General features: G+C 39.5%; 9 protein-coding genes, 1 other RNA gene and 1 pseudogene. 5 read left to right on the forward strand and 6 right to left on the reverse strand.

Going from position 1 to position 14931, the window contains the following annotated elements; all coding sequences use genetic code 11:
* Nucleotides 1–17 precede the first annotated feature (17 nt).
* Complete coding sequence (locus tag H5161_RS14840) at nt 18–914, reverse strand: GGDEF domain-containing protein (RefSeq protein ID WP_182696038.1); 897 nt, start codon at nt 912–914, stop codon at nt 18–20.
* 133 nt (nt 915–1047) lie between these two features.
* Here H5161_RS14840 and H5161_RS14845 point away from each other — a divergent pair, with 133 nt between their 5' ends.
* Complete coding sequence (locus tag H5161_RS14845) at nt 1048–3021, forward strand: monovalent cation:proton antiporter-2 (CPA2) family protein (RefSeq protein ID WP_182769569.1); 1974 nt, start codon at nt 1048–1050, stop codon at nt 3019–3021.
* Nucleotides 3022–3036: 15 nt separating this feature from the next.
* On the opposite strand, the gene H5161_RS14850 is transcribed toward H5161_RS14845, so the two are convergent.
* On the reverse strand, nt 3037–4182 hold the full coding sequence (locus H5161_RS14850) for a patatin-like phospholipase family protein (RefSeq protein ID WP_002958292.1): 1146 nt from the start codon (nt 4180–4182) through the stop codon (nt 3037–3039).
* A 239-nt stretch (nt 4183–4421) separates the two neighbouring features.
* Between H5161_RS14850 and H5161_RS14855 the strand changes: the two genes are divergently transcribed.
* The 3 genes from H5161_RS14855 (at nt 4422) to H5161_RS14865 (ending at nt 9026) form a co-directional block, all read left to right on the forward strand.
* Nucleotides 4422–5297 (forward strand): DUF3014 domain-containing protein, encoded by an 876-nt coding sequence (locus H5161_RS14855; RefSeq protein ID WP_182724546.1) that lies wholly within the window; start codon nt 4422–4424, stop codon nt 5295–5297.
* A 139-nt stretch (nt 5298–5436) separates the two neighbouring features.
* An RNA gene (ffs, locus tag H5161_RS14860) (signal recognition particle sRNA small type) lies at nt 5437–5533 on the forward strand.
* 733 nt (nt 5534–6266) lie between these two features.
* Nucleotides 6267–9026 (forward strand): response regulator, encoded by a 2760-nt coding sequence (locus tag H5161_RS14865; RefSeq protein ID WP_182769570.1) that lies wholly within the window; start codon nt 6267–6269, stop codon nt 9024–9026.
* A 26-nt stretch (nt 9027–9052) separates the two neighbouring features.
* On the opposite strand, the gene H5161_RS14870 is transcribed toward H5161_RS14865, so the two are convergent.
* Together H5161_RS14870 and zigA are read right to left on the reverse strand one after the other, a co-directional pair.
* Nucleotides 9053–9742: a DUF1826 domain-containing protein gene (locus H5161_RS14870; RefSeq protein ID WP_024594779.1), complete on the reverse strand. Its 690-nt coding sequence runs from the start codon at nt 9740–9742 to the stop codon at nt 9053–9055.
* Nucleotides 9742–10941 carry a zinc metallochaperone GTPase ZigA gene (gene zigA, locus H5161_RS14875; protein WP_182682318.1) on the reverse strand — a complete coding sequence of 400 codons (1200 nt, stop codon included), beginning with the start codon at nt 10939–10941 and terminating at the stop codon, nt 9742–9744. Before zigA ends, H5161_RS14870 begins: the two co-directional genes overlap by 1 nt.
* Nucleotides 10942–11164: 223 nt before the next feature.
* Between zigA and H5161_RS14880 the strand changes: the two genes are divergently transcribed.
* A complete protein-coding gene (locus H5161_RS14880; RefSeq protein ID WP_182769571.1) occupies nt 11165–13300 on the forward strand; it encodes a TonB-dependent siderophore receptor in 2136 nt (711 codons plus the stop codon).
* Nucleotides 13301–13334: 34 nt separating this feature from the next.
* Here H5161_RS14880 and H5161_RS20250 read toward each other — a convergent pair.
* Nucleotides 13335–14430: pseudogene (locus H5161_RS20250) on the reverse strand (mechanosensitive ion channel family protein).
* 97 nt (nt 14431–14527) lie between these two features.
* Entirely contained in the window at nt 14528–14929 is a 402-nt protein-coding gene (locus H5161_RS14890; RefSeq protein ID WP_002958285.1) for a DUF6691 family protein, read from the reverse strand.
* Nucleotides 14930–14931: the final 2 nt, after the last annotated feature.

Consider the following 14931-nt stretch of genomic DNA (forward strand, 5'->3'; position numbering starts at 1 on the left):
ATGCAGTTAAGTAAAGGCTAATATGCTTTTGCGCAGTTTCTACCTGATGCCTTTGCTTTGTATAAACCTTTATCGGCTCGAGCAAATATCTCAGTTTCGCAATCTTGGCTGTTAGCTAAAGTAAAACCAATACTGGTTGTTACTTTATACTTAGACATTAATGGCGATTTTCTTACTAAGCACATTATACGCTCAGCAATCACTTTATTAGTTGTAAACTCAGGGTCTTCAATAAGTAAAGCAAACTCATCACCACCAAATCTAAATACCGAATCAGTGCCGCGTATACTGCTACACAGTACTTTTGAAAATTCTTTAAGTGTATCGTCACCAATTTTATGGCCGAAGTTGTCGTTAACTTGTTTAAAGTTATCTAAATCAAGCAACATTAAACTAAATGGGCGTTGATAACGGCGACAGTTTTCAAGCTTTTGAAGTAAAAAGTCATTAAATTGACTACGATTATTTAAACCGGTTAACGCATCCTTTGTGGCAAGCTTTAGTACGCGGCTATACATCATCGCATTACGAAGTGGATAAACCAGCGCACTATGTAATGTATGTAATTTTTTCTCAATTGCGTGACCAAGTGGGAATTTACTAAAATAAATTAGCTGCCCTAAGTGGTCTTTATTAATCGCTAAATCAAAAATATAGGGTGTACTATTTGTATCACTTTGTGATGTTTGAGCAGTACCTAAAGTTGATTGAAACTGCAATCCAGAAAAATTGAGCAATTGTTTTGCAAATTTAGCGTAAATAGCCAGAACATCCTCGATCACTAAGCTTGTTTGTAGCTCTGCGACGAGTTCATGCGTTTCAGTTATTTCATTTGTAGGTGAGTGTTCAGCCGAAAACGGCAAAAAATCACCGCGACCAGACACACGCTGCGTCAAAATATGGACGTTTTCCATTAAATTCTCCCCCGAGGGTGTTACTTTGCAATAACTAAGCTATTTTTGTGCCATATTTTAAAATTGCATGAAAAACATATGGTTGTTATATTTACTTACAAGCTACTAGTTTAATTTAAACGCGAGGCTGCATTTGCAAAGTATTAATGCTCAAATTTTTGGCTTATTAGTCGCGGCAGTTCTTTTTGTGTGGTTTTTTAAGCGCATTGGCTTGCCGCCTATTTTAGCGTACCTAGCAACGGGGGTTTTAGCCGGTAGTCATGGTATTGGCTGGCTTGCACAATCTCACGAAATAGAGTTTGTAGCTGAATTGGGTATTGTGTTTTTGTTATTTAGTTTAGGGCTAGAATTTTCTATTTCTCGACTAATGGCAATGCGAAACCTAGTATTTGGTTTGGGCTCATTACAAGTAGGTATAACCAGTTTACTCTTCATTATTATTCTATATTGCTTAAACTTTTCATTACTCACCAGTTTTACCATCGGCACAATTATGGCGCTTTCTTCAACCGCTGTAGTAGTTAAGCTATTAAAAGAAACGGGTGAGCTTAATCAGCGCCGTGGGCAATTAGCCGTTGGTGTTCTACTTTTTCAAGATATTGCTGTTGTTCCTCTGTTAATAATACTTCCTTTATTTGCATCAAGTGACTCTCAAAGTATTGGCTGGGCTTTAGCGTTTGCACTAAGTAAAGGCGCATTTGTATGTGTGCTTCTTTGGGCAATTGGTAAATGGGTATTGCCCATTGTGTTTAAAGAAATAGCGCAAGTACGAACCGATGAGTTATTTGTACTTACCACCATATTAGTCGCGTTGTTTGCAGGCTTTTTAACGTATATGTTTGGCTTGTCTATGGCGCTAGGTGCTTTTTTAGCCGGAATGATGTTAGGTGAGAGCCATTACAGGCATCAGTTAGAGGCCGATATACGCCCATTTCGCGATATTTTAATGGGGCTATTTTTTGTTACTGTGGGTATGCAGCTAGATATTTTATTTGTACTGGGGCATATCGTAATAATTATTGGTGCCTTGCTGGGTTTACTGGTATTAAAAATTGCAGTGGTAGCCTTTAGCGCGCGGCTAATGCATGAGCGAAACCAAGATTCACTCGCCTGTGGCATTATGCTGTGGCAAATGGGGGAGTTTGGCTTTGTACTTATTGCACTTGCTGGCCAGCATCAATTATTAAACTCAGAGCAAGCTTCATTTTTAATTGCCCTTGGTGTGCTTTCAATGGCATTTACCCCATTTTTGATTGATAAAACGCCATTTATTTTAAAGCGTTTAGGCATACTCGATCGGCCAAGTTTGGCGCTCGAGAGTGAGCCACAAAGTAGTGCGCTTTATAGCGACCATGTTGTTATTTGTGGTTTTTCACGAGTAGGGCAAACTATAGCGCGTTTTTTAAAGCCCGAAGCAATTGACTATGTTGCGATTGAAAGTAACCCAATTTTAGTACAAGAAGGCAAAGCGGCGGGTGAGCCTGTCATATTTGGCTATGTTAAACAAAAAGATATTTTAAAGTGCGCAGGAGTAGAGCGAGCTCGCTTGGTTATTATTACTTTTACAGAGTTTGATCATGCACAAGTTGTTATTGATGCCATAAAGCAAATAGCACCCAATGTTAAAATACTCATTCGTACCCGTGACGATAGCCAGCTAGATTATTTAAAAGAGCTAGGTGTAACCGAAGTAGTACCTGAGTCGTTAGAGGCAAGCTTAATGCTCGTGTCGCATGTGTTGTCTATGTCGGGCGTACCGATGACGCGTATTGTGCGAAGAGTAAGTAAAGAGCGTCGTAATCGTTATCCGTTAATGCAAAGCTTTTATGCAGGCTATTTTAAAGATAACGAAGATACATCAAGTGACCGGTTAGAGTACTTACATGTGGTTGCTCTGCCTGATAAAGCTTATGCAGTTAATAAAACAATCGAAAATCTAAATTTAGAAAAGCGTCGGGTACTGGTAAAAGCGCTGCGCAGAGAAGGAGCCGAAATAGACACGCCATCAGCACAAACAACCTTATTGGCTAATGACGTTTTAGTGTTACAAGGTAAACCAAGGCGTGTTGAGCGGGTAGAGCACTACCTTCTCGACGGAATAGAATAACGTTTCTGTTTGAGCTTAATCTAGTTCTAAAAACTTGCGTATCTCCGGTAATTTTTTCATACCGTCTTCATAACCAATTTGCATTAAATGCTGGGTGTAGCGTTTTTCAAACAATAGATAACTGGTTAAGCTCGATTGCGAATGTTTTTTAACACCTATGGTACGTAGCAATACTTTAATAGCCCAAGGCATATCGTCGTAATACTGTGCTGCAATAGCATTAAAGTTTTGCGATGGGTTAATTACAAAGGTATCTATTTGTTTAAGTTCTTGATGTTTGTCACGCGCGGGTAATAGCCCTAATGTTCGGTTAACACGAGCCAAACGCTCTAAATCCGATTGCATAGTGTCGGTAAATACACTGTCTAGTAAATGCCCCGCAACAGCAGAGAGTCCAGGATAATGTGGCGAATAACCCGGCGGGTGTAATTCTTTAGGTTGGTCTACCCCAATAATAAATATTTTTTCAGCGCCTAAATGAATCGACGGACTCAGCGGAGAAAGTTGATGTATAGAGCCATCACCAAAGTAATGGTTATAAATATTTACACTTGGAAACACCATAGGAATGGCACTTGATGCCATTAAGTGCTCAACATTAATACGAGTTGCGCGGCCTTCGCGTTTAGCACGTTGCCACGATGTTTGCGTATTAGATTGAAAAAATGCAACCGAGTCACCCGTTGTATAACTTGAGGCTGTAATAGACAGCGCATCTAAATAATTACGGTGTAAATTGCGCTCAATGCGGTGTAAATCTAAAATCTCGTTTAATAAACTACGCAGAGGGCGGTTATTTAGTAAGCTCGCTGGTGGGTGGTTAATATGCTCTGACTGAAAGCTCGTTAAGATATTGCGAGCAATATGACCAAACACGCTTAAAAAGTCACTTTTATAGACCATAGAGGTTGAAAAGTTTTTCCAAACTGATTCGAGCTTTCGTACAGCCAAATGCGCACAAGAAGCGTAACATGCCAATGCAGCAGAGTTAATAGCGCCAGCGGAGGTGCCATTTATTACTCTAAATGGCAATGGAGCAGTACGAGGCATACTATGAGCTAGCGCTTTTAGCACACCCACTTGATAAGCAGCTCGTGCGCCACCACCTGTAAGTAATAAGGCAGTTTTAGGTTTTTGTGGATCAACTTGCTTGATTTTCATATTGGTGGTTAAACTGTTCTACGTCTTTACTTTATTTATTAACTGTAAGTCTTTAAGCTAGAAGAATCAAAGGATAACTGCCCTAATGCTTATTACATTATTTAATCACCCAATTTAGTAGGTAACTTACTTTGCTATAATTGCCGTATTATAAAATGTCATAGTATTTGTGTAAGAATGAATTTAATCCACTTAGCGTACTCTAAGTGATATCGCATTTTAATTTTTATGGAGTTCGTATGTCAGATAAACCAGAAGCATCAGATGTTCAAAAACGTCCACCTAATAACAATATTCTTTTCGCCGTTATTATTTTAATAGTCGTAGCATGTGCGGCCGCCTTCGTATTGCTCACACCAAGTGACGAGCAAGAAACACGCACTGAGGTAGAGCCCGCAGTTAAAGAGCAACCTATGATGGAGCTTAAACCCGAGAACGACCCAGTGGTAGACGCGCCATCTGTAATGCCAGAAAAACCAGCCGAGCTTGAAGTACCAGTACAAAGCCCGAGCGAGCCGGAGCCTGAAGTAGAGCCACTACCAACACTTAACGAAAGTGATGCAGTTGTGGTTGCTAAAATGGATGAGTACCTAAGCGACTCAGTAATGAGCCTAATGGTGACCGACGATGTAATTCGCCGTGGTGTTGTATTTGTAGATAACCTAGCTAAAGGTAAGGTAGCTAAAAAGCACACGCCTGTTGTACAGCCAGAAGAGAAATTTAGCGTTAATGAAGGGGATATCCTCACAATTAACCCTAACAGCTACGAGCGTTATACCCCGTATGTGAAAATATTTACCAGTATGAGTGCAGCGCAAGCCGTTCGCATGTACGAAGAGTACAAGCCACTTATAAATAATGCATACAGTGAAATTGGTTATGGAGATGATGAGTTTAATCAAACGCTAACCGATGCAATCGATTTATTACTTGATACGCCAGAGCCTGAAGGTGACTTGCCGTTACTTCGCGATTCAGTGACGTATCAGTATGCGTTTTCGGAGTGGGAGCAATTACCTGCTGCGCAAAAACAGCTTTTACGTATGGGTCCAGAAAACATGAAAAAAGTAAAAGCAGCACTTCGTAATATAAAAGCGCAGTTAGAGAACAATTAATACGCACTAAAACAGCTAAATACGTCGCGATTGTATATGAAGTATGCAATCGCACTTTCTTTTTAGATTATCCCTTGAATAACAGAGCAAAAGTAGAGATAATCCTTCCCGCGCCAACCAAGGCCCTCAATGGTAGTCTTATTGGTCCTCTCGCAACACTAGCAGGCGAACCTGGTCAGGCCCGGAAGGGAGCAGCCACAGTTTGTGACGTGTGTGCCGAGATGTGGCTGGTAAGACTGCCACCCAAATTCCTCATTTGGGTGTTGTTTGAAGTATAAGTTGACATATTTGTACTAAAAGATTGCATAAACCAGAAGCATAAGATGACATAATTTAGCATTAACCAAATTGTTAAATGGCTCACTCATATTTGCACTTCGGCTTTTTGCCTTTTCCAATAACTTGATAAAGGCTACCACTGACAGTTTTGATTAGCTGGTTCTGAGGTGATATTTCCACTATTCTTGATGTGCTAATATAATCGTTTGTTGCGAATCGGTACGTCATGTCATCGACATAGATATCCCATAAAATTTATCCAATCATTTTCTTCACCATCAAAAATTGAAACTTAACGGTGTTTAAGTCTTAATGAGAAATATCTATTTCTACTAAATTAATCGGAATTTTTTAGCATTAAAAAACTGGCTTTGGTATCAGGAGCTTTTAATTTAAGAAAACCAGTCACTTTATGCCATTTTATGATTCAACTTTATGTCAACTTACGCTTCCACTTTTGTCGCTGTGGAGCAATAAAACCGAGTTTGGTTATGCCAACTTATACTTCAAGCAACATTGGGTGTATATCGCTAACTCCTTAATATATATATTTTTTCACTAAATTAATCCATAATACCTAATAGTTTCCAGCTCCTTTTCTCGCTAGACAACTTTTAACTTGTACGCAATAATGTAGCAATTATATTAATTTAACACTGCGTGTTAACAAAGTACTCTAGGGTTGAAGTAATGCCTCAAAGAAGTAAGTGGACACTCGCTGTTTTATTAGGGTTGCTAGGGGGTTTAGTTAACCTCTCGCCGTTATATTTTTTCGACAGTTCTGAGTTTTTATTTGGGCAAGTATTTGTATTATGTAGCTTAGTGTTTATTGGGCTGCGTTATGCGTGCTTAAGCCTTGCGATTGTATCTGGCTTTTTACTTTATAGGTGGGGGCATTGCTGGCCGAGTATTGTTTATTTACTCGAGCTTTTTTGGCTTTACACTTTTTGTTTACGCCGCTCTAAACCCATACTCCCTCTTGGTACTGTTTTTTGGCTGTTAGTTGGTTTACCTATAATTTGGGGAATAGGGCAGTTTCTTATTGGTCTGCCATGGTTAACGCTAGTTGTTGCAATATCAAAGTACCTCATAAATGCGTTAATTAGCTTAGCTTTAGTTGATTTATTTAGTGTATTTGTACCCCACGCCAGCCGTGCCTATCAGGGCAGGCCTCTTGCTCGCATTCTTAGCTATGTTGTAAGCGTTATTATTATATTGGTTATACTGCTTACCAGTGTAATTTTAGTGAACGATCACCACTCTCGGTTAGAGTATGAGGTAGACGCCCAACTTGAAGAAAAAGCCAAATATATAAGCACTCAATTAAGTGATTATTTAACGTTTCATAAAAATGCCATTGTAATGAGTAGCGACGCCATAAGCGCGGGCACAGATAGTGAGCAGCAGTTAAAAAGGCTAATGAATCTATTTCCAGGGTTTGCTACAAGCTTGTATGCAAACCCTAGCGGCTACGTCGAAATAACGTCGCCTAATAACCTTATAGCGGGGCTAACTAAGGCGCAGCGTAATGTCACTGATCGCGAGTACTTTAATCAGGCTAAGCAATATCCTCTCGGTTATAGCGGTGGTGTGTTTCAAGGGCGAGGGCTTGGCAATGAAGCCATTGTTGCGCTGTCGGCACCTATTTATCGTGATGGTGAGTTTTTCGGCGTAGTAGAGGGGTCGTTAAAGCTTGGACGATTAGAGCAGTTTATTCCTAATTTATTTGAAAATACTGGCGAGTTAGTTGTACTGGATGATAAACAAAAAGTGGTTTTTAGCTCGCTTGAGCAGTTTAAAATATTAACCGACTTTAACGAAGATGGTTTTAATACGCCTAATATGGGCGATAAAAATTTATTTCGCTCCAATAATAATGAGGTTTACCATAGTTCTAGATATGTTAATCCGCAGAGCAAATGGCAAGTAATCACTTTTTATAATCGTAAACATTTGAGTATGGCTGTAGCCAAAGCATGGCTGCCAAGTATCTTGCTAGGCGCTATGCTAATTATTATGGTGGTGCTGTTTGTACGCCAACTTGCAAACTTATTAGTGCAGCCAATTAGTGGTTTAACTAATTTAATGCAAAGCTTTAATAAATCAAAAAAACATACTTTTAATACAGATTCAAGTTGGCAAGAAGTATTGCAACTACAACAGCAGTTTGAAATGCTAGCCACTGCGCTGCAGCATTCAATAGAAAACCTGCAAGCGTCAAATATAAAAAACCAAGACCTAAACAAACAACTCAGTGAGTTTAACCAGCAGCTAGAAAAACAAGTTGCTGAGCAAACTAACAAGCTTAAGCAAGCAGTAGAGCGTGCTAATTTAGCTAATGTGGCTAAATCGCAGTTTTTAGCAAATATGAGTCATGAACTACGCACCCCAATGAACGGTATTTTGGGCATGGGTGAGGTATTGCTGCGTGATAGTTCGTTAACCGACGAGCAAAGAGATCTTTTAGATACGCAACAAAAAAGTGCTCAAAACTTATTAAAAATCTTAAACGATATTTTAGATTTTTCTAAAATTGAGGCTAATGCAATGCAAATTAGCCCGCGACCTACAAATTTAGCGCCGTTTATCGAAAATATTAAATCGTTGTTTTCACCCATTGTAAGCTCTGACGACGTGCAGTTTATAGTTCAGTGCAGCAACACCTTGCCAGATTGTATTAACGTAGATGATTTACGCTTAAACCAAGTTATTATTAATTTATTATCTAACGCGTATAAGTTTACTGAGCGCGGGTTTGTACGTTTATCGTTTGATTACAGTGGCCAGCAGTTATTTGTAAGTGTGTCTGATAGCGGTATAGGCATAGCAAAAGATCAGCAATCGTTATTGTTTAGCGAGTTTACACAAGCTGATGTAGGTGTTGCACGTAAATACGGTGGTACCGGGCTTGGTTTGGCCATTAGCCAAGGGTTAATTAAAAAAATGCAGGGTGGAATATCTTTAAATAGTCAGCCCGGTAAAGGCAGCATGCTTAAGTTTTACATTAATGCGCCTAAAGCTGAGTTTATAGAGCCCATAGCCGCAGTACAGTCGCAATCAGTACCTGATCTTGGTAGCAAAAAATTACTATTGGTAGAAGACAACCCCATAAACCGCCAAGTAATTGCAAAAATGTTAGAGCCAACTCATATACAACTTACAATGGCTAACGATGGAATTGAAGCGTTAAAAGTGCTTAAGGGTAACACCTTTGACTTAATTTTAATGGATTGCCAAATGCCAAATATGGATGGTTACGAATGTACACAAACAATACGTGCTAACGAAGCAAACACTAAGGCACATGTGCCCATTATTGCAATTACCGCTAATGCCTACGAAGACGATAAACAGCGCTGTTTAAGTGTGGGCATGGACGATTTTGTATCTAAACCTGTAAATACACAAGGTTTGTACGAAGTAATCGCTAGGGTGATAAACGCGCACTAGCTTAGCGTTTATCACCACAACAAATTTTAGATAAAATCGAGCGTAAGTAATAAGCGTTGCTCGTTTGCAGCCACCGCTGGTGAGCGATGTACAAGCCCTGCACCTTCGTTTTCATCCCAGTACTCGCCTTTAAGCAGGGCAACATCACCTTGCTTGAGTTGATTAATATTATTTAGGCTTTTAAATAAGCCAGACTCTTCATCGGGTTTACCTAAATTACCAGTACCTAGCTTTGAGCGGTTTACATCGCTGTGATTTAACCACTGCGTAGCAACACCTTGATAGGTAGTAACTAGCCGGCACGGAATTTTGTCTACATGAAAACGCGGGCACATGGGTTTATCTAATATTTTTAGCCTTAAACCGGCGCGTTTTAAATCAAACAGGCAGCAAAACATTTCAACCAACAGTGCGATATCTTCACACAGCGCTTTAACTTCATCGCGGTTATTATCTTCTGGCTTAAGCGTTTTTATTAATTGATCAAACGCATCATCGGGCGATACCGCAAGTTCTAGTGGCTTTAAAGCATTTGCGCTAATAAGAGTATTAACTGCATTTGTTAATGTTTGCTCAAGGTCTCTTTGCCAAATAACAATGTTAGTGTCTTGGTTATAAATTTGTGGCAATACATCGGCGTCACACTCTTTAGCTGCTTTTCGGTACAGCGGTTCCGCAGGCTTTATTTGCGCAGTTATTGGGGCTAGGGCATTCATTACTCTTCCTCCCAAATAGGAAACGGGTCGTTATAGGTTCTCCAAAAGTCCTTACCCTTAAGTACCGCATCTTCTGGTAGTAGGCAGTCATCAAGCGCTTTAATCATCGCTTGTTTATTTAATGATTGACCAATAAACACAAGCTCTTGGCGCATATCACCAAAGGGTTCTACCCATTTATTATTTATGTCAGCAAGCAATTCAGGCTCTGTAGGCCAGTCTTTTTGGGGGATGGCTTTAAAAAACATACCAGCAAATCCGTAATGAGCTATACCGCCTGCTTGGCTCCACTGCGCGCAAAATAAAGGGCGTGTTGCTAACCAAAAATACCCTTTTGATCGAATAAGTTTGCCAAATTGTTCGGTGCTATGAAGAAAGTTATAAAACTTTTCTGGGTCAAATGGGCGGCGCGCAGTGTAATTAAAGCTGCTAATACCATACTCTTCAGTCTCGGGAATATGTTCACCACGCATTTCCTTAAGCCACCCCGGTGCTTGTTGGGCACGTTCAAAATTAAATAAACCCGTGTTTAGCACTTCGTTAATATTAATATGGCCGTTTGAAATAGGAATAATGTTAGCTTGAGTATTAAGCGTATTTAAAATGGCAGTGAGTTTATTTAATTCATCGTTTGTAATTAAATCAGTTTTACTAATTAAGATTACATCGGCAAATTCAACTTGGTCAACAAGTAGGTCGGCTACGCTTCGCTCGTCGTCTTCTCCTAACGATTCGCCAGTATCTTGTAAATCATTTGCTTGTTCGTAGTCGTTTAAAAAGTTAACGGCATCAACCACCGTTACCATAGTATCAAGGGTGGCAATATCACCCAGTGATACGCCATTTTCATCGGCAAATGTGAAGGTTTCGGCTACAGGTAATGGCTCAGAAATACCGGTTGATTCAATAACGAGGTAATCAAAACGCCCATCTTTGGCAAGTTTGCCCACTTCAACAAGTAAGTCTTCTCGTAGGGTGCAGCAAATACAACCGTTGCTCATTTCAACGAGCTTTTCGTTACTGTGATTGAGCGATACATCGTTTTTAATAGTGGCTGCATCGATATTTATATCGCTCATATCGTTAACTATAACAGCCACTTTTTTACCTTGCCTGTTATTAAGAATATGGCTAAGTACAGTGGTTTTACCAGCCCCCAAAAAACCTGATAACACTGTGACGGGCAGTTTATTTATCATTTAATAATCTTACTAAATTACAATTAAAGGTATGTTATATTATATCAATTTTGTATTCCAGTAATGCTAATTAATTTTTTTAATGCTGAGCTGCAAATTTAGTGTGTTACTCAAAAACTCTTCATTCGAAAAATAAGGATGAATATGAAATTATTTACATTGCACATGTTAATGATAGTCGTTATCATTCGCAGTGTTTTATAAACCTCTTCTTTGGATCAATATGTTTAACCAAAAATATTTGGCGCTCAGTATTGCTGCGTCTTTTTCTGCTTTTTCTAATGTGGCATTTGCCGAGCAAAATAACGATATTGAAAAAATAGAAGTAACTGGCCGTGCCCAGCAATTTTACCTAGAAACCGAAAGTAAAATTGGTACCAAAACTAATTTAGATCTTATTAAGCTTCCGCAATCTGCGCAGGTATTAACCGAGCAACTTATTATTGACCAAGCAGCGCGCGACATTACCGATTTATACCGCTCAATTGCGGGTGTGAGTGAATACAGCTACTCAGGTGTAACTTTTCGTGGTTTTAGAGATGACGCCAATGTATTTTATGATGGTGTGCGTGGCGACCCATATTCGGGCTTTGGTGTACCGCAGTTATTTAATGTTGAACGTGTTGAAGTATTAAAAGGGCCTGCCTCTGCTTTGTATGGCGGTGGCGAACCTGGTGGGATGATTAATTACGTAACCAAAAAGCCAAGCTACACACAAAAACGCGAACTAAAGCTTACTTTAGGTAACTACAACACCCGTGGTGCATCACTTGATATGACAGGTGGTTTAAGCGATACAATGGCTTATAGATTGGGTGGTTACTATGAAGAGCAAGACAGCTTTCGTAACAATGCAGACTCAAAAAATACCGAGCTGACAGGTGGATTGTTATTTGATTTAACAGATTCAACAACCCTAACCACAAGTGTTGACTACATTAAACAAGACCTAGGCGGAAACCGCTTACGTGGCGTACCGGTAGATGACAACGGCAACTTTTTAGTTGACCCAAGTTATAACGCCAATGAGTCGTTTGATTATCAAAATATGGAAGCTTTGGTGCTTCAAGCAGAACTTAGCCATTATTTTAATGATGATTTTTCGTTAAGTACTACGTTTCGTTACATGGATAACGAGCGAGACCAAGCCTACCATGAGTCGCAAAGCTGGGTAGATGTAAACGGTGATGGCGTTGCCAATATTGACGATGAAACGATTAAGCGTGAATACCGTAAGCAATTTCGTGCCAATAAAGAGGCAAGTGTAACCACCGACTTTGTTTATAACTTTGGACAAGGACAATTAACCCATCAGTTTTTATTTGGTGGTGATTACCACACCGTTGATACCGAATATGACTACTTTCGTGCTCGATATGAGGCCGATGGCGTCGCTAATTTAAATATTTTTAATTTAAACTACGGTGAAACCGATCCAAGTACTTATAACCTTACCGACATGAACCGCGATGGCGTAGATACCGACCGATTTGGTGTATACGCGCAAGACGTAATTAGCATAGGCGAGCAGTGGACAATAATTGCAGGTTTGCGCTATGACCATTTTAAAGAGTTTAATCAAGAAACTGGTTTTAGTTACTCAGATAACGACATAACGCCGCGCGTTGCTGTTACTTATCAGCCAGTAGAAAACACATCGGTATATATTAACTACTCAGAGAGCTTTAACCCTACATCATCAGCGGACCAAGAAGATGTAGAAGACGAAGGTAATTTAGAACCAGAAACCGGTAAGCAAACCGAGCTGGGTATGAAAAACCAATGGCTCGACGGCAAAATAATGAGCACCTTTGCAATTTACCAAATTAATAAAGAAAACGTGGTAATGAGCAACCCTGACGATACGGGAGCGGGGGATGGCATTGCTGCACTTTTAAATATAGGTGAAGTAGAAAGCCGAGGATTTGAAACAACTTTAGTCGGCGATTTATCAGCGCACTGGACCGTAACGGCTAACTACGCATACAACGATACGCAAGTGGTAGACGGCGTAACGGGTGATACGCTTTCAAATACATTTGGAGATGGTTCGCGCTTTGCTAATGCACCACGCCACCAGGCAGGTTTATGGACTCGCTACGCTATTGATTCAATTGACTCATCAATTGCATTTGGTGCAAATTACGTAAGTGAGCAACTGAGTACCAGTGGTCAAAAAGTAAAACCGTTTACCGTATTTGATATGAGCTGGACGAGTCGCTTTGATGACGTATTACTAAGTGTAAATATTAACAACCTGTTTGATAAGGAATATGCTGTAAGCGGATTTAGCCAGCGTAACGGTCACTTTCCGGGTAGCCCGCGTGAAATTGTTGGGCAAATAACCTACAAGTTTTAATACTTATTAGCGCGAGTGTCTCTCGCGCTTTGTTTTAAGTATCGCCTTGCACCTTTTTATCACTATTAAATTTAGCGGATTCTTGTGTAGTGTTAATAGCCGTAATAGGGAAGGGAATTACAATGCCTTCTTTTTTATAGCGTTTATGCAGGGCTTTTATAAAAGCAGATTTAACCCAAAAGCGATTAAAGTATTCTTTTGCGCGCAGCATAACCGTAAAGTTAATACTTGATCTGTCAAAGGTATGAAAAACCACAAAGGTATTGTAATCATCAACGCCCCATTCGTGTGAAATAAGTATTTCACGAGCCACTTCAAGTGTTACTTGCTCAACAAATTCTAAATCTGAATCGTAATGCACGCTTATATCTACAGGGACGCTTAGCTCTCTTTCAGGATAAAAGTAATTAATAATACGCGATTTAGATAATTGGCTATTAGGTATAATAATCATATTATTAGGTAGCATTTTAACCCATGTAGATCGCCAGCCTATGTGATCTACAAAGCCTTGTTCTTTTGATTCAAGCTCAATAAAATCGCCCACTCTTATGGGTTTATCTATCACTAGCTGCACGCCAGAAAAAAAGTTTTCGAGGGTAGGTTGTAAAGCAAGGGCAACAGCCAGTGATGTAATACCTAACGAGGCAATAATGGGTGTAATAGAAATACCTAACGTGCCCATTAATACTAGTATTCCTACGGATGATAATGTAACGCGTATCACGCCTTTAATTATGCTTTTTGAATTAAAAAACAACGGCAGATTGTTTGCCATAGTAATTAATAGTGCCAATAATAAAGCGGTCTAAAAACATAATAAGTGCCAGTAGAGCTAGTACAATATTAATGCTATTAAAAGGAATTTGTTGAGAAATAGAAGTACTAATAATGAAGGTGTCGTGCTCTAAAATGGTGAGTAGCACAATAATTGTGCACAGTGTTAGCGGCTTAGATATTGACTCTATTAGTAAAGTATCGAATATAAATTTGGTTTTTGAAGTCCATTTTTTTAGCCAGTACATCACAAAAAAACGAACTAAAAACAGTAGTATAGCTATAAGTAAAAGGGAGGACGCTGCGCCTAACCAAGGTGTGCTGTTAGAAAATTCCAGCGCTTTATTTAGCATAACTTAAACCTGTTCAATATAGTTTTATATATATTGCAGCAAGTTATGTACCTTTGTTTGGGTAAAAGTAGCTGCCGAGTTTAGTCGGCAGCAAATATTATACTTTTTTGGCTAACCACATACCGCCTAGCACGGCTGCAAAAAATAATAAAAACTCCATTTTAAGAGACACCAATTGAACCAAACCCGGGCCTGGGCATATACCACTTAAACCCCAGCCTAAACCAAAAAGTACCGAGCCGATAATTAAGCGCGCATCAATTTTTTTTAAATCACTTAAATTAAACGTTCCTGAAAGAAGTGGCTTCTCTTTTTTTGCAACCCATAACCATGTAAGCATCATTATTAGCATGGCAACAGCCATCACTATAATTAAGCTTGCGTCCCATTGGTTTCCATACGTGAGAAAGTTAATCACTTTAGCAGGGTTTGTCATCCCGCTAATAATAAGTCCTAAGCCAAATATAAAGCCTATAACAACCATCATAATTGCTTTCATTA

Source organism: Pseudoalteromonas sp. SG43-5 (assembly GCF_014164345.1).
GTDB lineage: Bacteria > Pseudomonadota > Gammaproteobacteria > Enterobacterales > Alteromonadaceae > Pseudoalteromonas > Pseudoalteromonas distincta.

Coding starts and splice junctions, on each gene's coding strand:
- H5161_RS14840 (WP_182696038.1), bottom strand. CDS start 914: ATGGAAAACGTCCATATTTTGACGCAGCGTGTGTCTGGTCGCGGTGAT.
- H5161_RS14850 (WP_002958292.1), bottom strand. CDS start 4,182: ATGAAAATCAAGCAAGTTGATCCACAAAAACCTAAAACTGCCTTATTA.
- H5161_RS14855 (WP_182724546.1), top strand. CDS start 4,422: ATGTCAGATAAACCAGAAGCATCAGATGTTCAAAAACGTCCACCTAAT.
- H5161_RS14865 (WP_182769570.1), top strand. CDS start 6,267: ATGCCTCAAAGAAGTAAGTGGACACTCGCTGTTTTATTAGGGTTGCTA.
- H5161_RS14870 (WP_024594779.1), bottom strand. CDS start 9,742: ATGAATGCCCTAGCCCCAATAACTGCGCAAATAAAGCCTGCGGAACCG.
- zigA (WP_182682318.1), bottom strand. CDS start 10,941: ATGATAAATAAACTGCCCGTCACAGTGTTATCAGGTTTTTTGGGGGCT.
- H5161_RS14880 (WP_182769571.1), top strand. CDS start 11,165: ATGTTTAACCAAAAATATTTGGCGCTCAGTATTGCTGCGTCTTTTTCT.
- H5161_RS14890 (WP_002958285.1), bottom strand. CDS start 14,929: ATGAAAGCAATTATGATGGTTGTTATAGGCTTTATATTTGGCTTAGGA.